Origin of the sequence: Sphingobacterium sp. UBA7625 (assembly GCF_002484085.1) — a bacterium.
Lineage (GTDB): Bacteria > Bacteroidota > Bacteroidia > Sphingobacteriales > Sphingobacteriaceae > Sphingobacterium > Sphingobacterium athyrii.
On the sequence record NZ_DLJD01000003.1, the window covers coordinates 102,137 to 127,779 of the forward strand.

Annotated in this window: 17 protein-coding genes and 1 pseudogene; 5 read left to right on the plus strand and 13 right to left on the minus strand. The window is 47.6% G+C overall.

What is annotated here, in order from left to right; all coding sequences use genetic code 11:
* Window positions 1-11: 11 nt before the first annotated feature.
* The 13 genes and pseudogenes from B4G94_RS00575 to B4G94_RS00635 form a co-directional block, all read right to left on the minus strand.
* Complete coding sequence (locus B4G94_RS00575) at window positions 12-956, minus strand: ABC transporter ATP-binding protein (protein ID WP_286856517.1); 945 nt, start codon at window positions 954-956, stop codon at window positions 12-14.
* A gap of 130 nt (window positions 957-1,086) precedes the next feature.
* Window positions 1,087-2,466 (minus strand): RagB/SusD family nutrient uptake outer membrane protein, encoded by a 1,380-nt coding sequence (locus B4G94_RS00580; protein WP_286856518.1) that lies wholly within the window; start codon window positions 2,464-2,466, stop codon window positions 1,087-1,089.
* A gap of 11 nt (window positions 2,467-2,477) precedes the next feature.
* A complete protein-coding gene (locus B4G94_RS00585; protein ID WP_286856519.1) occupies window positions 2,478-6,011 on the minus strand; it encodes a SusC/RagA family TonB-linked outer membrane protein in 3,534 nt (1,177 codons plus the stop codon).
* A 251-nt stretch (window positions 6,012-6,262) separates the two neighbouring features.
* Complete coding sequence (locus B4G94_RS00590) at window positions 6,263-7,489, minus strand: FecR family protein (RefSeq protein WP_286856520.1); 1,227 nt, start codon at window positions 7,487-7,489, stop codon at window positions 6,263-6,265.
* Between the two features lie 89 nt (window positions 7,490-7,578).
* Window positions 7,579-8,169, minus strand: a complete 591-nt coding sequence (locus B4G94_RS00595) for an RNA polymerase sigma-70 factor (RefSeq protein ID WP_286856521.1) — start codon at window positions 8,167-8,169, stop codon at window positions 7,579-7,581.
* 519 nt (window positions 8,170-8,688) lie between these two features.
* The gene (locus B4G94_RS00600; RefSeq protein WP_286856522.1) at window positions 8,689-10,098 is read right to left on the minus strand and encodes an AMP-binding protein; all 1,410 of its coding nucleotides are present in this window, start codon (window positions 10,096-10,098) and stop codon (window positions 8,689-8,691) included.
* Window positions 10,099-10,111: 13 nt separating this feature from the next.
* Window positions 10,112-10,351 carry an acyl carrier protein gene (locus B4G94_RS00605; RefSeq protein ID WP_286856523.1) on the minus strand — a complete coding sequence of 80 codons (240 nt, stop codon included), beginning with the start codon at window positions 10,349-10,351 and terminating at the stop codon, window positions 10,112-10,114.
* Window positions 10,352-10,358: 7 nt separating this feature from the next.
* Complete coding sequence (locus tag B4G94_RS00610) at window positions 10,359-11,756, minus strand: MATE family efflux transporter (protein ID WP_286856524.1); 1,398 nt, start codon at window positions 11,754-11,756, stop codon at window positions 10,359-10,361.
* A gap of 11 nt (window positions 11,757-11,767) precedes the next feature.
* Window positions 11,768-12,586: pseudogene (locus tag B4G94_RS00615) on the minus strand (SidA/IucD/PvdA family monooxygenase); the annotation flags it as partial.
* An 11-nt stretch (window positions 12,587-12,597) separates the two neighbouring features.
* On the minus strand, window positions 12,598-13,140 hold the full coding sequence (locus B4G94_RS00620) for a SidA/IucD/PvdA family monooxygenase (RefSeq protein WP_286856526.1): 543 nt from the start codon (window positions 13,138-13,140) through the stop codon (window positions 12,598-12,600).
* A gap of 26 nt (window positions 13,141-13,166) precedes the next feature.
* A complete protein-coding gene (locus tag B4G94_RS00625) occupies window positions 13,167-14,678 on the minus strand; it encodes a GNAT family N-acetyltransferase (protein ID WP_286856527.1) in 1,512 nt (503 codons plus the stop codon).
* Window positions 14,659-16,194: a pyridoxal phosphate-dependent decarboxylase family protein gene (locus tag B4G94_RS00630; RefSeq protein WP_286856528.1), complete on the minus strand. Its 1,536-nt coding sequence runs from the start codon at window positions 16,192-16,194 to the stop codon at window positions 14,659-14,661. The genes B4G94_RS00625 and B4G94_RS00630 overlap by 20 nt, the downstream gene beginning before the upstream one ends.
* A 24-nt stretch (window positions 16,195-16,218) precedes the next feature.
* A complete protein-coding gene (locus B4G94_RS00635; RefSeq protein ID WP_286856529.1) occupies window positions 16,219-16,878 on the minus strand; it encodes a nitroreductase family protein in 660 nt (219 codons plus the stop codon).
* A gap of 281 nt (window positions 16,879-17,159) precedes the next feature.
* Between B4G94_RS00635 and B4G94_RS00640 the strand changes: the two genes are divergently transcribed.
* The 5 genes from B4G94_RS00640 (at window position 17,160) to B4G94_RS00660 (ending at window position 25,587) form a co-directional block, all read left to right on the plus strand.
* A complete protein-coding gene (locus tag B4G94_RS00640) occupies window positions 17,160-18,284 on the plus strand; it encodes a TauD/TfdA family dioxygenase (protein ID WP_286856530.1) in 1,125 nt (374 codons plus the stop codon).
* A gap of 16 nt (window positions 18,285-18,300) precedes the next feature.
* A complete protein-coding gene (locus tag B4G94_RS00645; protein ID WP_286856531.1) occupies window positions 18,301-20,115 on the plus strand; it encodes an IucA/IucC family protein in 1,815 nt (604 codons plus the stop codon).
* A 23-nt stretch (window positions 20,116-20,138) separates the two neighbouring features.
* On the plus strand, window positions 20,139-21,953 hold the full coding sequence (locus B4G94_RS00650) for an IucA/IucC family protein (protein ID WP_286856532.1): 1,815 nt from the start codon (window positions 20,139-20,141) through the stop codon (window positions 21,951-21,953).
* A 15-nt stretch (window positions 21,954-21,968) separates the two neighbouring features.
* On the plus strand, window positions 21,969-24,344 hold the full coding sequence (locus tag B4G94_RS00655; protein ID WP_286856533.1) for a TonB-dependent receptor: 2,376 nt from the start codon (window positions 21,969-21,971) through the stop codon (window positions 24,342-24,344).
* A 97-nt stretch (window positions 24,345-24,441) separates the two neighbouring features.
* Window positions 24,442-25,587 (plus strand): heparan-alpha-glucosaminide N-acetyltransferase domain-containing protein, encoded by a 1,146-nt coding sequence (locus B4G94_RS00660; protein WP_286856534.1) that lies wholly within the window; start codon window positions 24,442-24,444, stop codon window positions 25,585-25,587.
* Window positions 25,588-25,643 lie beyond the last annotated feature (56 nt).

Genomic DNA, 25,643 nt, shown 5'->3' on the forward strand with positions numbered 1-25,643 from the left:
TTTGGATTGAATTATACTTTTCTTCTTTTTCGTGTCATTTCGGCAAATACGGTTTCAAGCGAACTTTTTTCGGAATAGATCTCGATCAGATTCCATTTTTGCTGGACGCTTTTTTCTACTAAGGCTTCGACTAGTTCCTGTGTGTTGGTGGAGCGAATTCGAAACTTGATATTGCCTAAAGGCTCCATATCAACAAAGCCCGGAAGTTGCTGAAATGCCTCCACAGCTGGTGGGGATATCAGGCTGACAACAACACTATTGGGTGCGACCTGGTTGTCAAATTCTTCAAGCGAACCCGAAAATATCATGCGGCCCTCATGGATCATCCAGATATGGTCGCAGAGCGCCTGTACTTCCTGAAGGATGTGCGTGGACAGTACGACGGTACGTTCTGCAGCGATCTCTCTGATCAGGTGCCGGATGTCGAGGATCTGGTTGGGATCGAGGCCATTGGTGGGCTCATCCAATACCACAAAATCAGGCTCGTGGATAATCGCCTGTGCGATTCCCACCCGTTGCTGGTATCCACCGGACAGGTTTTTGAGCAGCCGGTGACGGAAATGGGCAATGCTGCACTTGGAAAGTACACGCTCGATGGCGGCGGGGATATTTTCGGGCGCCATCAGACGTAAATTGGCCGTATGGATGAGATATTCCTCTACCGTCAGCTCAGGGAGCAACGGTGGTTGCTGGGGTAGAAAGCCAATATGTTTCTTTGCTTCTACCGGATGCTGCGCCATGCTGATGCCCCGGATATAGACTTCACCGTGGGATTGGTTCACCACGCCGCACATGATATTCATGGTCGTGGATTTGCCCGCTCCATTGGCTCCTAATAGGCCATAGATACCATTTTTTTGTACTTCAAAATTAATGTCCCGGATAGCCCATTGGACGTTGTACCGATGGGAAAGATCTACCACCTGAACAATAGGAGTGTCGTTTGCTGTGCTCATGTTATCTTTTAATTTGGTATGAGTAATCCCCGGACACTGTGTTTTTGTTGCTTTGTACACAGTGCCTGCTACCAGCGGAAATACTTTGTACGTCCGCTAGCAGTAGGGGATTATATGGATAATGCTTTTGTTACCTTGGATTCTGAATAATTTCAGGATTTAAGACAATGTATTTGGATGCAATAGGCAAGACATACCGATTGCTGTTGGGTGCCAGGGTGAATGACTCGCCTTTGTAAGTACGTGTCTGTGTAGTGCCAAAATCAGGTTCCGCTGCGAGGCGCTTCTGGTCAAACCAGCGTAAACCCTTTCCCATCAGTTCTTTTCGTCGCTCGTTGATGACGAGCTTGAGGATAGCCTGTTGATCGGTAATCTGTAACGGGGTATAGGCATTGTCGTCAAAGCGTTTGCTTCGGAGGCTGTTTAATACAGCTACCGCTTCAGCGAAACGGCTGTTGTCCCGGGCCAAGGCCTCTGCTTTGATCAGCATCATCTCTGGAAGCGTAGGGCCATTGGTAATTTTGGCATTGGCCGATATAATGCGATGTTTGTTGTAGGCTTTGCCCTGAAAAGGCGTCCAGGTGAATACGCTACCGTCAACCGTAAAGAGGGTAGCACGCAGGTCGCCCGGCTCAAACAGTGCCAGAAGATCGGGGTTTAAAGATAATGTGGGGAATGAATTGCGTAAGCTTTTTATAAAAATCTCTTCCGTATCATCCAGGATATTGGGGTAACTGTTGGGTGCCGCTTTGTACTGTTTGAGATCGATCAGTTTATAATATGGCTTGGCAAGTACAAGCTCGGCATATTGCAGGGCTTTTCCATAGTCGCGCATCTGGAGATAAACGCGTGCCAGGATGCCTTGCGCAGCTGATTGAGAGGCGAGTATATTAAAGTTTGCCTGTTCCGGGAGGTCTGGAATAGCCGAACTGAGGTCTTCAATAATCTGTTCGTATACTGTTTCAACCGATTTACGGTCTAGTTTGGCGTAAAGATCAGGACTCGTCAATAGGGGTACACCCAGATCGGTATTGGCACTTGAAGCGTTATACTGCTTTGCATAGCTGTTGACAAGGTTGAAATAATTGAGTGCGCGATGTACCTTAGCCTGGGCCAATATATTTTTCTTTTGGGCATCCGTTCCGCCTTGACTGTCCATAATCTCGGTTGCGACCTGATTGAAGAGATAAATCTGCTGGTATTGGTCCGCCCAATCTGGATCCTCATTATTGTCTCCCACAAGATCACTTTTCCAGCAATAGGCATTGGCGTCGGTCAGTAAAAGTGTATTGAGATAGGCCTCATCCGATCCATAGATGTCGTCGCTGGCCAATACAGGCCAGTAGTACGATTTTTCCACTGAGGTACTGTTATTAAGCAGGCTCTGATAGTCCTGAGTGTATTTTAGTTCACGTTTGCCGACCAGGTCTATCTCCACAAACTTCCGGCAGGAAACCAGGCTGGAAACGAATATGGTGGCAAGGCTGAAGGTGATAATCTTGTTTTTCATGTTCATAATTCTTAAAATCCCATATTGATGCGGAAAACATAGCTCGTAACGGGTGGCATGCTGCCATAACTGCCGTCAAACATATAATCTGGGTCGATATCCCGATTTGTCCTCTTCCATAAAAGTCCGAGATTGGTGGCCGTGGCCCCTATACTCAACGATTTAATGGCTTTATTGCTGCCTAGTATGCTCGCTGGAAAACTATAGCTCAAGGCCAGCATTTGCAGTCGGATGTGACTGGCATCGATGACATTAATGTCTGCATACTCAAAGCGTTGTATGCTGTTAAGGTTGGTATTGATGACACCGGGGATGTTGGTATGCGCCTCGTCTCCGGGTTTGCGCCAACGGTCTACCAAAGCCTTGCTGTTCGGAAGGTATCCGTCAAAACCTGCTGTATTGGTAGGATACTGTGTAGAATTGACTTCTTTCCAACGTACCTTGTGCCCGAATTTCATGGTCATACGCGCTGTTAAGCTAAAGTTTTTGTAAGACAATGTGTTTGTCCAACCACCAAAATATGGCGCACTCATGCGGCCCATATAGCGTAGATCGGTAGGTCGGAAATCATCGGTTGATGCCTCTGAATCCAAGATGTTGCCCTGACCGTCACGAATTAAGGATCGCCCTTTGTTGTCAAGTCCTTCCCAGTGGTAAGCAAATAGCTGGTCGATGGGGTAGCCTTCGATTGGAGTGGAGGTTTGGCCTGGTGTCTTCAATGTATTTGGAAAGCGATCGTCCGTCACTTCGTTGCTGCTATAGGCGAGATTGAATGCGCTGTTCCACCGCCAGCGTGGTCCATGAATAAGCTGGCCCTGGATGTTCAGGTCAATACCCTGACTTTTCATATTGGAAGTGTTGAAGGACAAACTGGACCAACCATAGGTTGAATTATACGGTACGGAAGCAACAATACCGTAAGACCTTTTTGTATAATAATCAATGTTGACCGTTAATCGGCTGTTTAGGGCGCTGAAATCTAGTCCTGTGTTAAATGTGCGTGTTGTTTCCCAGCCCAGTAGCTGGTTGGCAGGAATACTGATAGATCCAGTAGGCAGCTGGGTATAAAAATCGGTGATCGAAGCTGAGTATAAAGTGTAGGAGGTGCCGTCACGCGGTACCGAGCCTCCTGTACCTATGCTCCCACGCCAGCTAAGGGTATTTATCCAAGGTAGCGCACGCATAAAGTTTTCTTTGTGCAGGTCCCAACGCAGGCCTGTAGACCAAAAGGGTTTGGCACGCTTTGATCGGTCAACACCGATGATCGTCGCATCATCAAAACGTAAACTACTTGTTAAAAAGTACTTTTCAAGGAGTGTATACCCTGCATTGGCGTAATAGCTCAGGTAACGTATACGGTCAATGTTGATTGGAGCATCCTGTATATTTAATGTTTTGTTGGCTCCATAGATATCTTTGTAAGGGACGGTTGGATTGATGACAGTAGATTGGTAGGTGTCCTTGTCAAAACCGTAGCGTGTCTGTAGATAGCCCATTGTCTGACTCTGGCGGATCTCGGTTCCGGCAAATAGGTCTATCTGGTGGATATCATTAATTTTTTTTGATCCATCCAACTGGAAACGTAGCGAATAATCGTCTGTTTTGTTGTTGGAAGTGACGTATTTGCCCCCTAGAGGAACGCCATAGATGAGTTTTCCTGTACTGCCGATTGTCGTACCACTATTGATCAGGTCGCGCATCTCATAACTGTCGCGATCGCGGAGGCTCTCCATATTACGCAGGCCCTTTTGATAGGATCCTGATAAAGAGGCGTTCAGCCAGCTAAGCGGGTGATAAGCCAGTTGACCGGTGAAGCGCGTTAGGTTATTGTCGTACCGATCGTTGCTCAGACTAAGTTCATCAATGTGATTATAGGACCAAGGTAGATATCCCTGACTTTCAAAGCGCTCTTGGGCGACCTGAGGGGTGAAAGCAAAATAACGACTGATGCTGCTGCCGTTTTCATCCAATAACAGATTGTATGGTGTGAGCCCAAAAGTACCGGGACTGATTGCACGGATAGCAGCGCCATTGACCTTACTCTTTTGAATAATGTGGTTGAGCCCTAAGGATACTTTTAGCTTGTTGTTAAAATAACTGTTTTCGACATTGAATGTCAAGGACATATTATTGGCGTCGTTTTCCCGGTAGATCGGTCTGTCTTTTGAATACACTGCCGAAGCATAATAGCGGGCTCCCTGCACTGCGCCATTGAAAGATAGATTATATTGTTGGCTTTGTGCTGCCTGCAACAACTGGTCACGGATTTGCTGACGATTGTCCACCTGCCCCAATTGGCTGAGTATGCTGTTTTCTTCGGCAAGGCTGATCTCCCCGCGTTTAGCACGAAACATTGTCATGATGGCATCGGATCGATTTGGTGCGCGCCAGCCGGATGTAGGATCGTAAAAGAAATTGTTGTCAAAGAGTTCTTTCTCAAAATCTATATACTCAGCTGCATTCATTCTACGTAAGTTATGTAGGTTGGGCGGGGCAGAGGTTCCTAGCGTAGAGGAGAAGTTGATGCTATTTTTTCCTAATTTGCCGGCCTTTGTTTCGATGACAATAACGCCATTGGCAGCTCTTGATCCCCAGATAGAGGCTGCGGCGGCATCTTTCAGTACCGTAATGCTGGCGATATCGTCCGGGTTGAAGTTATTGAGTATTCCGGCACTTGTACTTGTCGCGGAAAGACGATCACCGGAGCCCGTTGGATTGCTGCTCAACTGTTGTTCCATTGCCGGAAAGCCGTCGATGACAATCAGTGGAGTACTGGAGGTGCTGGAAAAGGTATTCGGTGAGCGGACAAGGATCCTATTGGTACGGGTATCAAATTGAACGCCAGGAATTTGACCTTCCAATCGCTCCATCAGGCTCAAAGCCGGACTCTCCTGTATTTTCTTTTCGTCAATGACGACGAGCGAACCCGTAGCCTTGCTGGGGTCTAGTTTTTGGTATCCTGTATTTGCCATCACGGATACTTCGTCGAGCGCAGAAATCTGTTGCTTGAGTACAAATAACGGTCCTAGGTTGCTTGCTGGTGTACCACTGAGGTCTATTTGCCGTAATTCATAGCCTAAGTAGCTGATTTCGAGTGTCGCATCGCTGGGTACATTTGACAATACAAATATTCCCTTTCCATTTGTGCGGGTTTGATTATGGGTGCCTTTGATCCGTACAGTTGCTCCGGCGAGGGGCTTTTGCTGCGTATCTGTAACGATTCCATTAATCGTGCGTTGCTGCTGATTATCCGTGACAATAATGGTCTTGTTGCGCACGATAAAGCCCAAGGATTGTCCCTGGAAGCAAAGCGCGAGCACCTCGTTAAGCTCAAGCTCACTTAAGTTGATCGTTAGGGCCGAGAACGATTTGCTATGCTCGGGACGGATCACATAATCATATCCCGTCTGTGCACGAACCTGTTGCAGGATCTGTTCGAGGCTGGCACGGTTGACATTTAGGTTAATTTTGTTTTGGCCGTGCAGGGCTGTGGCTGTTTGTAAAAACAAAACCAAAAACAACATGCAGAATAATTGAAATCGCATAAGCAATTTGATTATAAAGTTGGAAAAGATAGGCGGTCTTTGGGTCGGTTGATTTACCTGATACTTTTCATTAGCAAAAAAATATTGATACATTTGTTTGTTGATTTTTGGACATGGATGTCCCTCCAGACAAGGAGACATGTCATGCAGTTCATAATTTTCGTAATAAATGCTAGGCGTGAATTCAAAAATCAGTTCTAGGGGCGGTGCAACGCCTCTAGATTTTTTTTGAAATCCTGTTTTTTCTTTCGTTAGGGTATTACCATCAACCTCCTTTCTTTGCCTTTTATCCGGATATCAAATTTGATACCTGTGGTGGTCTCTAATATTTCAAGGACTTCCTGTAATGTTTTTTTGCGAGATATGCTGCTTATATATCGTTGATTGTTAATGGGACCGAGGTATTCCACTTCGATATTGTACCATCGTGATATTTGGGCCATGATTTCTTGTACGGTCGCCGAATCGAAGTAGAAATCGCCATTTTTCCAGGAGAGATCCTTGGAAAGATCAACTTCCAGTAGCGTAAATTCGTCGCCTGTCTGTATGATTTTTTGACCAGGTTTTAATAGGATAGGAGCAGGATTGGCAGGATTATTTAAGGCAATGGCCCCCTCTTCCAAGGTAAAACTTTGCTGTTTGTCTTCACGATAAGCTTTTACATTGAATTTTGTGCCTAATACCTGAATGGCGTTCTTTCCGGCGTGGACGATAAATTCCTGCTTGATTATTTTACTGCCGGCGCTGATCTGCCGTTTGCTGACCTCAAAGTAAGCTTCACCATCCAGCGTTACTTCGCGTTTTGTACCTGTAAACTGCACCGGAAAAGTCAATTTACTATCCGCATTGAGCGTTACCTGCGTACCGTCCGCAAGCCGAATTTTGTAGGTATTGCCCTTTGGTACCACAAGTGTATTGCTGCATACAGCCTGACTGTTACTTTTTGAGTCGTCGGCTTGGTAAACAAGCTGATTGTTATCGCTCCAATCGATAAGGATGTCGTGATCTTTGCGACTGTATGATCCACCGTTTTTATCCAATGCTATTTGCTCGCCGTTCGATAAAATCAACATGGCTCCGCTGATTGCCGCTGGGATCGGGAGGATCTTTAGTTTAGAAGATGAACCTGTTTCAACTTCTGAAGCCTGTATCCTGATACTAATGCCCTTGGGGGCAGTGGAGGAATTGTGTATAAGGAAATAATAGGAAGAAAAGCCAATAACACAAATTGATGCTGCCGTTGCAAACCATTTTTTCCAGTGAGATCTGGATGGTTGCGGTACGTGGATTTCGGCATCAATGCTGTTCCATACATTCGAAAGATCCGCTTGTAGTTCTTCGGCTGTCAGCTCAAAATCAGGCAGCTGGTTTACATAGCTGATATACCAATCATCCACAAAGGCTTTCTCTCGGTTCGAACATTGATCTGATGTATATCTTTTTAGTAAATCGCGATCTACTTTTAACGGTTCTTTCACGTGTTGTTGTGTTGTTGTTTTGGAGTATAACAGTTAACTCGGCCACAGGTCCCAGATCAAAATGATTTTTTTTAAAAAAACTTGGACCACTAGGGTCGGTCCGGAAAAAAAGCAAGGATAAACAGAAGTAAGGGTAACTTGTGGCGCAACAAATTGAGTGCATTTGATATTTGATTCTTTACTGTTTTTTCACTGATTCCAAGTTTTTCGGCAATCTCTTTGTGGCTTAGATACTGCTTGCGGCTCAACTGAAATATTTCACGCATTTTTTCAGGTAGATTTTGGATCTCTCGCTCGATGATGTCCTGCAATTGTTTCTCGCGGATGACATGATCGGTGTCTGATATGTAGGTTGATGCATAAGAGGACATACTTTCCAGATATTTATCAACGACTTTGCTATGTGAAATATAGTTGATCAGTTCATTTTTAACGATTTGATAAAGATAGGAGGAAAGCTTGATGTCTGTTGGCAACTTGTTGCGTATCGACCAGATCTTGACAAAGACTTTTTGTAGGATATCTTTTGTCTCCTCGCGATCACGGATAAATCTGTTGGCATGGACGTACAAAGGCATACTATATCGCTGGTAGATGACTGAGAAAGCTTTCTCGTCATCCTGGCGAATCAGATCAACCAAGATTCCATCAGATAGTATGGCGTAATCGTTGTCCTGCATGTTGTATTTAGGTACGTTTTTCTAAGGTGAATAACAGAAGCTAGACCCTGTCTTTTTTGCCGAACTTCATCAATTAATAACACAAATATAACTTTTTAATAAAATAAGTATGAATCTTTTGCGAAAATTTCATCTTCATTCCAAAGTTCTTTGGGTTATGACCTTAAGATACGCAAGATTTATGCTGTTGTTTTATTAAAAAAGCCAGCATGAATTTGGTATAATTAGTTTATCCCTTATTTTTTCTTTTTGGAACAAAGCTGATAGGCCACTAATCCAATCATCAAGCTGGCCACAACAGTTTTGCTGATAAAGTATTTTTTACTGGGGAATGTGCTGCAAACGGTACTGACAGCGGCGTTGGGTACCCTCGTCAGCTTTGCAACAAGCCGATTGATCGGACGATGGAATAACAAATGGCGAAAAAGGCCGTGAAGGGTATTTATAAAAGAAAGCGCATACCGTAGTGCGCTTTCCTTCTGAATGCCAGACGCTATCAATAGCGTGCTCGACTGACAATCATTGTACCAGCACGCTGGGTTTGCTGATCAGCATTGTCATGGCATGGTAATCTATTTTTCCATTGCTGGTCCGTAATATCGTGGGCACTTGCTGAAAACGGATTACCTGGGGCAGGATATGCACCCGCTTAAACAGCAATTCTTTGATCGTTTCCTGCTGAACGTTTGGGTCTACATAACAGATACTGATATATTTATCCGAATTGCCTATACAGACCAGTTCTTTGCCGGGAAACTGGGCCGTCAGCAATTGTTCTACTTCATCCAGATTGATCCGGATACCAAACAGTTTGACAATCCGCTTGAGCCTTCCGGTAATATAATAGCAACCGTCTTGATCCTGACGGGCCAGGTCGCCGGTGGCTAAGGACTTGGGCGGATCAAAATGGGGAAGATCTGCCGGCCCCTCGGCGTAGCCCCCAAAGACATTAGGACCCGTATAATGGAGTTCGGAACTCTCCGGATCAATTGTAAACTGACCATTTTTAATGGGTTTGCCTATCGCACCGAGTTTATCTAGCAACTGCCCGGGAGGAAGATAGGACATACGGGCCGTCGCTTCGGTCTGTCCGTACATCACAAAGAAGTCAAGCTGCTTCTCCTGTGCATATTGGGCAAATTGGGCCAGTAATTCCTTGTTGAGTTTGCCTCCGGCCTGGGTCAGGTAACGCAAATGTGGATAGTCTTTCTTCAGAAAGCCGAGCCGGGCGAGTAGCTCATAGACATAGGGGACACCGGCAAGGCTCGTGTAGCCGAAACGGTCCATTTCCCGCCAGAATTCTTTTTGCATGACCTCGCTATTGGTACAGACGAGTTTGCCACCGCCGATGGAGTTGCTTGTAAAGACCGACAATCCGTAGGAATAAAACAGCGGAAGATTTAAGGGGGTTACATCCGTGGGTCTTATGGGTAAATAATCCAGAATGGAAAGGGCATTGGCGATGATATTGTGCTCGGAGAGCTTCACAAACTTGGGTGAGCCCGTTGTTCCGGATGTGCTGAGCAGTAGCTTTAAACTGGGATGCAATTGCTGTTCCAGCTGCCGGTCGGCATAAAAAAGTCCGGCTTTGTGCTGCCAAAGTGCTTTGGTATATCCTTTTAGACTGCCACGCTGTGGGTCGTAGATCAGATTGGGCTGGTAGCGCAGCTCAAGCCGCTCTTTGAAAGGAAGGGCCATATTGGGCGGCAAAAGTGCAATGGCCCAGTTTTCCCGAAAGAAATGGAGCAGTAGGCTGACGGATTCAATTGAGTTGTCAAGGTATAAAAAGGCGAGTCCCCGGGCGCAGGGCAGCGCGAGTGAAGTCGCTAGGTCACTGAGGCTGTAAGAATCGCCATGGATATCCAGGTATCGGAGGGACTTGTTGTCGCTCATCAGTTGGTACAAATTGCTGTGCGGAGTGTTTGTCATGTCAATACAGAGTTTAGATGGTGACGTCGTATTTTTTTAGTACTGCCGTGATACGCTGGTAACTGGACATCTCCAGGATATCTTCGGTTTCAATCTGGATCTGGAAGGCTTCTTCCAGCGCGGCAATCAGAAAAAGATGCGACATGGAATCCCATGCGGTAATCCCTTGATAGGCTAGATCGGTATGAATGGCGTTCACAGGAATGGATAAGCCCTGTGCGAAGGCTTGATGTAATTTTTCGGTATTGTTCATTTCTTTTTTAAATTTTAATTTTCTTCCAGTTTCCCTTTTTGAAAACCAGCACACAGGCGGTCGCCAGCACGATCTCCGACAGGGTAATGGCGACGAAAATGCCGGTCGACTGCCAGTTCAGGCTGATCGCCAGGAGATAGGCCAGGGGCAACTGGACAACGTAAAACATCAGGATATTTAATAGGGATACGGTGTTGACTGCTCCTGAGGCATTCAGCGAACGTGAAATCACCATGGTATACCCAAAGAAAAAATAGGCAATGGCCATATATTTCAGGTAGGTAGCCGTGGTCTGCAGGATCAGGAGGTCTTTGGTGAAAATAGCCGCCAGGGACTCGCCGTAAAAAAGTAGGAGTACAGCCATGAGACCGAGGTAACAGAGGTTGGCTTTGCCCGTCTTCCACACGGATTCCTCCGCCCGCTCGGGCTGGGAAGCCCCCAGGTTCTGTCCGGTGAGTACGCCTGCAGCATTGGCGATGCCCCAGGCAGGCAATACCGTAAACATAATGATGCGGTTGGCCAGTATGTAGCCGGCCAAGGTGCTCTCACCGAGTTTGGCGACAATCATAATCATCAGAAAACGGCTGGAGGAGGGGATTAGGTACTGCAGGGTGCCCGCGGAAGCTAATTTCAGGATACGCTTGATCTGTGCGGGGACCAGCAGCAGCTGCTGTCTGCCAATGCGCAGCCGCCGGTTGACAAAGAGCAGGTGCCAGAGCTGATAGAGCACTACAATAAAGTTGGCACTTACCATGGCTATCCCAGCACCCAGAATTCCTAAAGCCGGAAACGGCCCCAATCCATAAATCAAGGTGGCACAGAGGATCAGGTTCAGCGCATTGGCGATCAACAGTGCCCGCATGGCGCGGGCAGCATCGCCGGATCCACGGAAGATACCGTTTAAAATAATCCGTAAGATCATCAAAAATGCGCCGGCAAACATCACCTGGGTGTAGCGTGAGCCGTAGGCGATCAACTGCTCGTTCGCGCCAGAAAAGCGCACAATCTCGCTGCTGAAAAAGTAGGCCGTCAGGCTGCAGCATAGACCGATAAAGAGTCCCGTATAGAGGATCTGCATGGCGATAAGGCCGGCTTCTTTCGGTTTTTGCTGCCCGATACGGCGCGAGATCATCGCCGTGGCAGCAATACCCAGCCCCGTTGCGACGGACTGCATCAAGATCAGCACCGAATTATTGATGCCCACGATGGTAATGGCCTTTTCCCCCAGGCTGCTGACAAAGAGCAGGTCGACAATGACAAAAAGGGACTCCAGGCTGAGCTCCAGCATCGTCGGAATGGCCAGCAGGAAGGCTGCCCGGTTGACGTTTCCCCGCGTGAAGTTTTGCTCTGTTCCCTGCAGGGCAATCCAGAACAGCTGCACAAAGGCTTTAATTTTGAGTAGCATACCTGATCGGATTAAGCTTTTTCAATCTGTGGATCTGCAAATACGGCGCTACTGTCGTCTTTTTTCAGCGCTGCTGCTGACAAGGCTGTCGTTCCGAAGGACTGAAAGGCAATGGCCTGCTCCACGGGATAGACGCTGCGCCCGAGGATTTCCCGAAGGATATAGGAGTTGCGGTAGGCACCCATACCGAGGTCGGGTGTGGCAATACCATGTGTCTGGAGCTCGGCATTCTGCACAAAAATTTCCTGCTGATGCTTGTCAATGGCATAATTGCGTGCCACCTGAAAGGTACCCTTGGATGTGCGTGCAATGCGCTCCTGTATATTGCGCAGAAAAGCGGGTTCTTGGTATTTGTAACCGGTAGCCATAATCACAAAATCGGTTGGGATAACATAGCTGTCTTCTTGTTCTTTCTGTACAAAATGGAGCTGATAGCTGCCGTCGGCAGCGGTCTGCAGATCCTGCAGTTCGCTGTTGGCAATCAGTTTCACATTCACTTGCCCATCGGCAGTTTCCATGGTATAAAGTGTGTTGAAAATCTCATTGATCAGATCGTAATTGATCCCCTTATAGAGGATGCTTTGTTCTTTCAGCAGTTGATCGCGCTTTTGGTCGTTCAGTGAATAGAAATAGTCCACGTACTCCGGCGAGGTCATTTCCAGGGTAAGCCGGGCATGATTTTCCAAGGGGAAGAAGCGGTCCGAACGTGTCACCCAGTTGAGCTGTAGACCATCGCGGGTATGGGGCAGAAGGTCGCGGACTATTTCGGCAGCACTCTGTCCCGAACCGACAATGGTGACGGAACGCTGCTGCAACAGCTCCTCCTTGCGATAGAGGTANNCTAAGCTGCGGTATGGATCACGTTGGCCAGATCACGGTTCTTGATGAAACCTGGCAAAAAGGGGGATGTGCCTGTTCCCAATACGATTTTTCGGGTGATATAGTGGCTGATCTCCTGCGTACTTTTATTCAGCACCGTGACTTGGTAGTTCGGATCAAGATAAACGATATCCAATACCTCGTGGCCGAATTTGCACTGCTCCAGCTGGTCGGCAACCCATTTACAGTAGCTGTTGTACTCGCGACGCAAAATAAAAAAGTTCTCGCGGATATAAAACTTGTAGATCCGCCCGCTCTGTTTCAGGTAGTTGAGGAAGGAATAGGGACTGCTGGGGTCGGCCATGGTCACCAGGTCGGCCATAAAGGGGACCTGTAAGGTGGCATCGTCGAGCATCAGGCCCAGATGCCAGTTAAACTGCTCGGTGCGATCAAAGAAGATGGCTTTACAGTCTGCTATGGGGTGTGTCAATGCCGCGAGTCCCAGATTGAAAGGACCGATGCCAATGCCAATAAAATCATAGGTATCATTTGTGTTGTTATCCATTTTTTGTCTTTTTGTAAGTTATTTCCTTAATAGATTTCAGTCGCTTCCGAATAGGTTTGTGTGAGTTCGGGCTCCGGTTCCTGGGGTTTGTTGGCCGGAAATTTCTCCCAGTACCACTCCCGGTAGCAGAAATTGAGATGTGCCTTTTTATGGGGCATCTCAATAACACCCTGCAACTTAAACCCGACATGAATTTTATTCATCAGGGCGGCCATGGATTCGATGGCGCCTTCGCCGACCAGGCGGCCTACTTTGGGCTGGGCGAACAGCCAGCTCAGGATGCTCTGCATGGTCAGCGAGGGGAACTTTTTCTCCTTGTCTGTGGGGGCGATAAAAAGATGGGTGCCATAATCTGTTGGCAGCACATCGAAATAGTTGCCGACGACATCGCGGGTAGCCCAATAGACCTCCATATTGAAGGTCGGAATGCCGTTGATCTCGCCGATGTAAGCATGACCGGCTTTGTCGGCAAGCAGACTGCGGTAAAATTGCTCCAGCCGGGGGAGATCCCAGTTCATCTGCCAGATGGCTTTGGCATGATCCCGGTGAAACCAGCGGTGTACCATCTCCAGATCGCGGTCCAGATCAAAGGGCCGAATGCTGACCGTCACCTGCTCCTTGGCGTAAGTTTTGGAAAATACCGGCGCAAGTCCCTGTGGTCTTAATAGCGCGGCATCCCAATAGACCTCCTGGAGTGGATTGGGAATGCTGCAGCTGACCGTTGCGGAATCCTTGGCGAAGCGGTCGCGGATGTTAAAATGACGCGCGGCAATAAGAAAGGCGGCTCGTTCATCTTGCTGCTTGCGGGATCGCCGCTGATAATACTGATAAGTCAATGTGATCAGGGCTTCCTCATCCTGTAAGCCATGCCGACCGATCAGACCGATCAACGGGAACAGATGACCAATAAGGACGAGCTCAATCCATTGGGATCTGGCCGTGGGATCGTCGCCGGATATTTCCTTCCCCTCGATTGCTGCCGGAAATCCATTTTCATCGACCGTAAGGACGGCGTCCAGCTGCCTGTAGCTCAAAATCCGGAGGTATTGGTGAAACCAGTGCAACACGGCGTCCCGGCGGTGGAGCCGTCGGCTTGCGCTGTATTGCTCGATATACCGGAGTGCAGGGGCTAACTGCTCCTCAGGCAGGTGGGATGAGGTCAAAGCGGCAATCGCAGGGGTATCAGCGCGGGGCTGGGGGATTACTGCTGCTGCTTGTTCAGCGCCTGCCGCTACACCCGCGAGGGTACAAAAGCGGGCCAGGGTCAATGCAGTGATGGTTTTAGTGACAAGTTGGCGCTCAAAAGCCGGAAACTGAAACTGATGCTGGCCCAGGGCCGAATCATAGACCAGGGGAATATAAACCTCGGTGGATGTTTCTGGAAAATCGATCCGTATATGCATTTCTGTCTTCGATTTCGCCAGGTAATGGGCCAGTTTAGTATCGTATCGCGGAATTCCCCGATAACGGGTCCAATTGGAATACTGCCGACAGTAAGCATTGAGCAGTCCCTCGAATTTAATTTGATTGCTGTCCATGCTGCTGTCCTGTTGCTTTGATTTTGTGAAAGATATCGTGCAGGTCCGCCGTTGTCAGTAGCGGGTTGAAAATGGTGAATTTGAGGTAAAACTTGCCATTGACCTTGGTGCTGGCAAGCAGAACCTGCCCACTGTGAAACAGTTGTTTTTTGATTTGCTGGTTGACGGCACAGCGGTGTTCCTCGGGCAGGCTTTCGGGGGCGTAGCGGAACAGCAGGATGCTGATATCCGAATCGCTCAGCAGCTCCAGGTCGGGATCAAACCTGACGATCTCAGCCGCTTCTTTACAGCGGCTGATCAGGGTTTCGATGTATTCACCAAGCTTGTTGCGTCCCATCAGCCGAAGGGTGAACCAGAGTTTAAGGGCATCAAAACGACGGGTACTCTGCGTAATCGATTTGTTGATCTGGGCGGGATACTCTTCGTAATCCTGATCCTCGGGATTGAGGTAATCTGCATGATGCTTGATGATCTGCAGCAATGTTTTGTCGCGCACAATAAAGGCGCTGCCACTGATCGGCTGAAAGAAAGACTTGTGGTAGTCGATGGTCACCGAATGGGAGCGTTCGACGCCATTGAGCAGGTAGCGGTGGTTATCGGTCAGCAGCAGACCACATCCGTAGGCTGCATCGACATGCATCCAAAGGCCATATTGGGCGGCGAGATCGGCAATGTCGCTCAGGGGGTCAATATTCCCAAAATCGGTGGTGCCGGCGGTACCGACAATGGCAATGGGAATATTGCCAAGGGCGATTTCTGCTTCAATGGCCGCTTCCAGGGCGTCGATGCGCATCCGAAACCGGCTATCGGTCGCTACCGAAACAATACTCTGCTCACCCAATCCCATCAATGCTGCATTTTTCTGATTGCTAAAATGGGATTTTTCGGATACGAAAATACGGAAACGGTGTGCCGCAAGTGGGTTGCCATCCTGCTTGATGTTGTGCCCATAGCGGTTGAGCGCAAAATGATCACGGGCAAGAAGCAGCCCCATCAGGTTGCTTTGGGAGCCACCTGCCGTGAATATCCCATCGGCCTCGGGGGCGTAACCGATCTGTTGTGCAGTCCAGTCGATCAGGCGACGTTCCATCAAGGTACCGCCTGCGCTCTGGTCATAGGTGTCCTGCGATGAATTGATGGCGCTGACCAGTACTTCTGCTGCTAATGCCGGAATGACAACGGGGCAGTTGAGATGGGCAATGTAATGGGGTAAATGAAATGCGGTCGCATGCTGTACATACAGTTGATCGACTTCCTGAAAAAGGTCCTGATAGGAGGCCAGGGGGGTATTGAGGTCTACCTGTTCAAAGAGCAGGTTCAGCTGGGCCGGGGTGATACCACTGAAGGGCTTTTTCTGTCGGTTTAAAAAATTGATAACGAGCTCTTTTGCTTGGTTTATGGCCTCATTGTAGCTTGCACTGCTATGCTGGCTAAAGATGTCTGCAAAAAAAGACTGTTCAGGCAGTTGCGTGGCAATAGCTTCGACGGATGATAACTGAATTGTGTTGTGGTCCATGATTTAAGTTTTTGTAAGGGGTTTTTATTGGGGATTTGTTGTTGATGGATGAGGGGTGAAGCCGGTGACTTTTTCGCTGATTGGGGTTCTTCTTTTTTTTGCTGGGGCCTTGCCCGTAGCGGGATGGCCGATGAAGAACAGCCCAAAGGATTGCTCCCGATCTTGGTGGATAAAGCATCTGACATAGTCAATCGCAGATCCTCCAGAAGCCCAATAGGATCCTAGGCCCATCGCCGTACAGGTTAATGCCATATTTTGGACAGCCGAAGAAATGGCGGCAATCTCTTCCCATTCAGGTAGGGCGATCCGCGTGCTGGGCTGAAAGATAATGGCAATGATCGCTGCTGCACGGAGCGGATAGCTACGCAGGTATTCGAATTTGAGCTGTCGCTCTTGTGACGACAGGTTTGGGTAGTGATCCCGATAATATTCGGCCATATACCGGCCATAGTCTGACCGCTGCTCAGCGGACAGGACAACAAAACGCCAGGGTTCGGTCATTTTATGGGTTGGAGCCCAGGTGGCGTTAATCAAAATTTCTTCCAATTGTTGCGGACTAATCTCTTTTTTATCGTAAGCGTCGGCATACATACTGCGGCGCTGCCGGATGACAGCTGTTACAATTGCTGCACGTTCTTGAGATGGCTGATTTGGGGTCGAATTCAGTGAATAAGAAGATTTCATAATGATATTTTTTTTAATCTTTATTTAAGATTTTCAAAAAAAAATTTGCTGTTTTCAATTTTTGCAAATACATTTGTTTTTATAGTTCTTATTTAGACTGATTACATATAAAGGTGAAACAAAGATAAGGCGAGAATGGAATAATGCAAGAAAAAAATAAAATTTTGACATTTCTCGATAAGTATTTTTTGTTTTAATGTATTGTCTTTTAAGATTTTACAGTTGGAAAAGGGAGTGGTGCTAATCAATTTACATGTTTTACAAAAAAATAAGCAAGACTTATGCAACCAATGCAATTCCAGGGCAGCCTAATGTATTTAGCGGACAAAAATCCGTTAATGCCCGCTCCAGCGCCCAGCGCGCCACAGCTAATTGATATTAAGTATGAGGAAAAAATGGCCTTGATGAAAGTAGCGCGGCAACTCGCTGATGAATTCGGCCACTATGAAGATCCGACTTATATCCAAACCTTACATTTATACGCTTATCAGCTATTGCCCCAACGTATTGCCAAGCTGCTGACACAGTTTGGGGCTGATTTTTCGGCAAGCCAATATGGGGCCCTTGTCTTACGTGGACTTGTCGAAGTGGATCAGGAAAAATTGGGACCGACGCCGCCGTCTTGGAAAGCTTACGATCCGGAGAAACTGCTGTTGTATGGCTTTATCTGCTCTTTGCTCCATGGCGCAGTACCGGCCAAACCGGTACAATATTACGTACAGCGTAAGGGGGGCGGCTTGCTACACCCAATTATTCCGGATGAATCCATGAGTATGTCACAGACAGGATCAGGATCGAAAACAGATCTTTTTGTGCACACTGAGGATGCTTTCCTGTTTAATCAGGCTGATTTTCTAAGTTTTCTTTACCTGCGCAATGAGGAGCAGGTACAGTCTACCCTGTATTCGATCCGTTCCCATCCGGCCATTACCGCAGATATGGAGCAGTTGTTCAGGCCAATTTTTAAATGCCCGAAAGACGCCAATTTCAAGGATGAAAAGGCAGCTGAGACAGATGTTATGACCAGTATTCTGTATGGAAACAGACAGACGCCTTTTATTCGTTTTGATGCTGCCGAACAGCTGTACAACGCTGATGCTGGGCAGAGTTCGGAGGCACTGGAGATTCTTTCCCGCTTTTGGGCGGAGGCGAAAGGCTATATCTATACGGATTTTATTCCCCAATCTGGAGATCTGGTCTTTGTCAACAATCACCTCTGTGCGCATGGGCGATCGGCCTTTCAAGCTGGCATGAAGCAGGTCGGTGGCGAATGGGTCAAATGTGAACGACGGCAGATGCTGCGCATGATGAGCAAAACCAACCTCCTGCAGATCCGCGAGATGACCCATCCTGACAACCCTTATTTTATCATCGAAGACCATTACGGAAAGATTGCCAAATTCTAAAACCACAACCACAGACATGAATAACTTACTTTATCAAGCGGATCTTGCCACAGCACATCTCTCACCGGCGGTATGGCGATCCGTGAATATACAGCTCTTGCAAAAGATGCTCAGTGAATTTTCCCATGAAATGCTTATCCTTCCTCAGCTCATCGCCCAGCAGGGCGGCTGGGATGTCTATGAGGTAAAACATACTGAAAAGCCGGTTTATTACCGGTTTTCAGCACGTGTATTGAGCCTGGATCATTGGGATATTGATGCGTTTTCCATCAGCAAGGTCGACAATGGTCAGGCTGCTGATCTGGATGCTGTCGCATTTATTGTTGAATTTGCCGATCAATTGGGGCTGGAGCAGGAAAATATAGGGACCTATCTCGAGGAGATCATCAGCGTCCTGTTTACTTACGCTTATATGCGTGATCAGAATCGAATGAGCGTGGATGAATTGATCAAATCGGATTATCAGGTGATCGAACATGCCATGTCTGCCGGGCACCCCTGTTTTGTAGCCAATAGCGCGCGGATCGGTTTTGATGCCATGGATTATCAGAATTATGCGCCCGAAGCGGCATCTCCACTGGCCCTTGTATGGCTTGCGGGGCATCGTGACCGTACCGAATTTACCAGTATAGCGGGGGTATCCTATGACCATACCATCCTCCAGGAATTAGGAGCGGAGCATGTGACTGCATTTGGCAAAATGTTGACCGATGAAGGCTTAGATCCGCAGGACTATTTCTTTTTTCCGGTGCACCCTTGGCAATGGTTCAACAAGCTGTCGCACATTTTTGCGGCGGACATCGCCAGCCAAAAATTGGTCTGTCTCGGTTATTCTAATGACCTTTATCTGCCACAGCAATCGGTACGGACACTGTTCAATGTCAGCAATCCGCAGCGATCCTATGTCAAATCTGCCCTTTCGATCCTCAATATGGGCTTTATGCGCGGGCTATCTCCGTACTTTATGCGGACAACACCGGCCATCAATACCTGGGTGTATGACCTGGTAGCCAATGATGCTTATCTGCAGCGCCGGGGCTTCACCCTGCTGCGTGAATTTGCGACGGTGGGGTATACCAATACTTATTTTGAGGAAGCGATGCAGATCGATACGCCGTATAAAAAGATGCTGTCCACACTTTGGCGTGAAAGCCCGTTTACCGTCGTGAATGACGGACAGCAGCTGATGACCATGGCGGCATTATTACATATTGACGTTTATGGAAAGGCATTTTTGCCAGCGCTCATCCGCTCCTCGGGTTTAAGCACCGCCGATTGGTTGCGGCATTACCTGAACAGCTACCTGAGTCCGCTACTGCATTGTTACTATTACCACGATATGCGCTTTATGCCGCATGGTGAAAACTTGATCCTGGTGATGGAAAACCATGTCCCCGTCAAGGTGATCATGAAGGATATCGGCGAGGAGGTGGCGGTGCTGTCGCCGGAAGTTTCCTTACCGCCTGATGTGGAACGCATCCGCATCCCGGTACCGGAGGAACTCAAGATTCTGTCCATCTTTACACAGGCCTTCGACTGCTTCTTCCGGTTTTTAAATCAGGTGCTGGTGGCGCATGCCGATTTTCCGGAATCGGAATTCTGGGAACTTGTTACCGAATGTATCCTGGCTTACCAACAAGAATTTCCAGAACTGCAGGAGCGCTTTGACCGATATGATCTTTTTGCGGCCGAAATCCCTAAAACCTGCCTGAATAGGCTGCAGCTGAAAAACAATAAAAAGATGATCGACGGCTCCAATCCATTTAAACATCAGCAATTTGCCGGAAATCTCAAAAATCCACTTGCGGTATACAAAACAACGCTTATTTGATGCAGACTCTCATTTCTAAAATTATGAAAATAGCTTATCCGATTCAACCAAAGCAGGCTGTCGCGCATTTAAATGCGGACAGCTGGCAGCTTATCAACCGACGACATATCCGAAAAATACTGGCCGAATTTGCCCATGAAGGGATTATTCTGCCCCAGCTCCTCCGCAATCATGCAAAGGGGGGAAGCTACAAGCTAGCGGTGCCTTCCAAACCGGAGGTCATCTATTATTTTGACGCCAGCATACTGGCACTCAACCACTGGTCCATTGACCCGGATTCGATCGTCAAACAGCAGTCGGGCCAGCCGGTGCCGCTGGACAGTTTGGCCTTTGTGGTCGAATTTAATAGCGAGATGGGGATTGAGCAGGAGATGTTGCCCGTGTATATGGAGGAGATCAGCAGCACCTTGTCCGGAAGTACTTACACCTATTTTCAGGGCAAAAAATCGGCGGATGAACTCGTCGGCTCTTCGTATCAGGAGATCGAAGGGACCATGACGGGGCACCCGCGTTTCGCGGCTAATAATGGACGTGTGGGGTTTGATGCAGCGGATTATCAGTATTATGCACCGGAGGCCGCCAGTCCCTTTCCCTTATTGTGGCTTGCAGGCCATAAAAGCGGCGGTGAGTTTACCGGCATTGCGGACCTTGATTACGATCAAGTGATGCAACAGGAACTGGGACCGGAGTTGTTGGCGCAGTTTTCCGAAAAAATTAAAGCGAAGGGCTTTGCACCGGAAAACTATTATTATTTTCCGGTACATCCCTGGCAGTGGTTTAATAAACTGGCCAATATTTTTTCGCCCGCCATTGCCACTGGTCATTTGCTATGCTTGGGCTATAGTACAGATCATTACCTGCCGCAGCAGTCTATCCGAACTTTTTACAATGTGAGCAATCCAACAAGATTCTATGCAAAGACGGCATTGTCTATCCTGAATATGGGGTATGTGCGGGGCTTGTCGCCCTTCTTCATGCGGACCAATCCGGGGATCAACCAATGGATTTACGAGCTCACGCTGGAGGATGCCTATCTACAGGATGTAGGGTTTTGCATCTTGCGGGAAGTGGCCAGTGTCAGCTATAGCCACAGTTATTTTGAACAGGCACTGTCGATCGATAGCCCTTATAAGAAAATGCTGGCCTGCCTCTGGCGGGAAAGCCCGGCCAGTGTGCTGCGTGAAGGGCAGCAATTAATGACCATGGCAGCCCTCTTGCATGTGGACGATGACGGCAAGGCTTTTCTGCCGGCACTGATTCAGGCTTCGGGATTATCCATTGACGAATGGTTAAGGGCTTATTTTAAGGTTTACCTAAGTCCACTGTTGCATTGCTTTTACAAATGGGATATGGTCTTTATGCCGCATGGCGAAAACCTGATTCTGGTGCTGGAAAACCATGTCCCCGTGCGGGCAATTATGAAAGATATCGGCGAGGAGGTTTCCTTGCTGAACAGCGATCTGGAAGTCCCGGAGGTTGCGGAACGCCTGAAGGTTTCGGTTCTGGAAGAAAACAAGACCCTGCCTATATTTACCCAGGTATTTGATTCGATCTTCCGCTTTGTTGCCGCGGTCCTGGTGGAACAGGCGGGGTATCCGGAGCAAGCCTTCTGGAAAAATGTCGCTGCCTGCATACAGGCTTATCAGGAGGCTCATCCGGAGTTTAAACCGGCTTACGAAAGGTATGATTTCTTTGTGGATTCCTTTCATTCAGATGCCTTAAACCGGATGCAGCTACGCAACAATAGGCAGCTGCGCGACCGAAAAGATCCCTATAACGGACGCACGAATGTCGGTATACTCATCAATCCCATTGCTCAATTTAAAAACAATAAATAAAAACATCAAAAAACCATGTATCTATCTTTGAAAAACAGTAAATCATTTTCTTTTCTTTTGTGTTTGCTTGCTTTCCTATTTGCGGGAAATGTAGTGGCACAGAAGAACACTAATAACCTTATCCAGGGACAGGTGACCACCCGTGATGGGAGTCCTGCGGCCTACAGCACCATTAAACTTTCGAATGGAAGGAGTGCGCGGGTCGATAAGGAGGGGCGGTATACCTTTCGCGATCTCAACCCCGGAACGTATGTGGTCACGGTGAGCTTTGTGGGTTTACCGGAGCAGTCGCAGACCTTATCCGTTGCGGTAGGGGAAACTGCCGTGGCGGATTTTGTCTTATCTGCGGATGGAAAGACACTGGATGAGATCCTGATCATTGGCCAGAAATATGCCATTACCTCCAAAAAGGAAAGTGACTATGTGGCGCGCTTGCCGCTCAAAAATCTTGAAAATCCGCAGGTATATAGTGTGGTGGACAAGGAACTGATCAAGGAGCAGATGGCGCTCACGTTGGAGGAGTCGTTTCGCAATGTGCCAGGAGCGGCGCCATCCAAGACGGGAGCCGGAATGCCTTCTTTCTTTTCTCGCGGCTTTCAGACCAGTGAAAATTTTAGAAACGGTATGGCGACTTATTTGCGTACTGGGATTGACCTGGCGCAGGTAGAACGCGTGGAAACCATTAAAGGTCCGACTTCAACACTGTTTGGTGCACAAATGACGTCCTTTGGTGGGATTGTGAATTACATTACAAAAAAGCCTTATGAAACATTTGGCGGCGAGGTGGGGTACAGCATGGGAAGTTGGGACATGAATAGGCTGACGGCCGATATCAATGCGCCGATCGCGGCCGAAGAGGGTTTGCTCTTCCGCGTGAACCTCGCAAGGCAGAAAGAAAATACGTTTCAGGACCAGGGCAATAATGCCACTATGCTGATCGCACCAAGCCTTTCTTATCAGGTCAATGATCGGCTCAAACTATCCCTGGATGCTGATTTCTATGCGGTAAAAGGAATTACACCTGCAGGATGGATGATTGATCCGAAGCTTGGGAAAACAAGCTTTGACCAGCTACACCTCGATTATCGACAGTCGCTGAACGATAATTCGCTGGTAAGCCGACAGTCTTCCAGCAATATCTTGTTTCAGGCCGATTATAAACTGTCGGATCAATGGCAGTCGCAGACCAAATATGCCTGGGGTGGTGGTAGCTACGATGACCTCTATATCTTTGATATGATCTGGAAAACAGATAGTTTGGTGAATAGGATTCTACGCACATTTACCGATGAAGAATCTGCCCGTAAAAATTTCCAGCAAAATTTTATTGGTGATTTTAAGATCGGCCAATTTAGGAATCGAATGGTCATCGGACTGGATTATATGTCGAATTATAGGAAGACACGTTACGACGGACTGGGCTACGGTGGCGAAGTGTTTGCGCCAGCGCAGCTCTATAACCTTCCCGCCACACCGGTGATCCGGATCGAAGATGTCAATGCCGTGCTGGCCAAACGTAATACGGGCCAGAATGTGACCAAGGAAGCCAGTTATAGTGCTTATGTATCAGACGTATTTAATGTGACCGACCGTTTATCGGCCATGGCTAGCCTAAGGGTGGACCGTTTTATCAGTGAAGGGACGACGAATACGCTGAGCCGGAAACAGTCGGGTAATTATAACCAAACGGCACTATCTCCTAAATTTGGAATGGTCTATGAAGTGCTGAAAGACAAGGTTTCCTTGTTTGCCAATTACATGAATGGTTTTAAAAATGTACCTAATTACATCAACCCGGTAGACAATGTTGTCCAGGTATTTAAACCTCAGCGGGCCAACCAGCTCGAAGGTGGGGTTAAAGTCGAATTGTCTGATGTATTCAATGCAACAGCCAGTTACTACAATATTGATGTCACCAATAGCATCCGTGTTGATGGGACAAGCAGAATACAGGATGGAAAACAAAAAAGCAAAGGATTTGAAGTCGAACTAATCGGTAAGCCATTCACAGGCTTTAATTATGTGGCCAGCTATGGGTACAACGACAATGAATTTGTCAATGGTGCGGCAGCAGGTAAAAGGGCATTGGGTACGCCAGAGCATGTGTTGAACATCTGGGCAAGTTATGCCTTGACCGATGGTAGGGCCAAAGGTCTTGGCCTTGGTGTCGGTAATTCCTACATTTCCAAAGCTTTTCTGGATGCCGCTAATACCTTTACTTTAGGTGCTTATAATCTATTGGATGCAACAGTTTTCTATAACCGCCCAAAATATAGTGTCCGCGTAAAGGCGAATAATATTTTGGATAAAAAATACTGGGTCAGCGACGGCTACTATGCCCGTCCGCAAAAGCCATTCAATTTTATGGCCAGTGTAGCCTATAAGTTTTAAATTTCTTTGGTTTCTGGGAACAGCCTGTTCCCGGAAACCAAATGATAAGCTTCAGACAAGCGATTTATGGATTGCTATACTTTACTATCAGTAGCTTATGTGGATTAGACTTTCCTATCCAAAACAGGATCCACGCAATCTTTTACTGGGGATTGTGCTCGCCTTCGCAATGCTGGATCATACCCGGATGTTTTTTTATTACTGGAACGAGAACCCGACAGCGATCGGGGAGACCAGCATCTTGCTGTTTCTAACACGTTTCCTTTCTCATTTTTTCGCACCCACCATTTTATTGCTGTTGGGGGTAGAAATTTATCAGTACGGTCAGCGCTATGGATCGGCAAGATTAACAAAAGCCTTGTGTTATACGGCTGTGCTACTGTTGGCTTTGGAACTTGTGGTCAATAATTTTCTGTACACCTTTGATCCCTACTATCGGACCATCGGTCTGTTTATTCTCGGCCTGCTCGGCCTCTGTTTTTTTTGTATGGCCGCATTGCAGTATCTGGGGTCTAAGTCGCTGTTCGTTATCAGCCTGCTGATGCTATCAGGGCATCATTTGCTGGATGGAATCCAGTTCGAAGGGAATTCCTTCGGATCAATCTGCTGGTACCTGCTGCATCAGCAGAAATTTATTCCCCTTCCGGATCGTTTATTTATCGTAAATTATACGCTTATTCCCTGGTTGGGCGTGCTGATGCTGGGCTATGGTATGGGGAAGCTATTTGTACCCCAGGCAGACCCGACAAAGCGCAGATCTGTCTTGCTTATTATGGGTTATGCAAGTCTTGCTTTGTTTTTTATCGTTCGTTTCACGAATGCATATGGCGATCCTGTCGGGTGGAATACGTATGCGGATCCAGTGAAATCAGTGCTATCTTTTCTAAATCTGACAAAATATCCGGCTTCCTTGGCCTACCTTTCGCTCACGTTGGCTGCTGTATTTCTTTTCCTGGGCTACTCGACAAATTGCCGGGGCGACAAAATTTTCCTGTTTTATGCGTTGGGTAGAAGGCCCTTGTTTATCTATCTGTTCAGTACATTTTTAATTCATTTCTTGGCAATGGTTTTACTTTGGCTAACCGGAAAAGATCCAGCAGCAATGCTGATTACTTCAAGGTCTTATACGTCGGCAGGCCCTTTAACGCAATATGGTTATTCCATTGGGCTGGTATACCTCGTCTGGATCGGAATTCTGCTGTTATGTAGTGTGATAAATCGGCTGATCGATAAATGGCTGTAAACGCACCTAGTTCCGGGGCTTTGGCCTTTGGTCTTGGCCAATTAGGGCGTTAATTG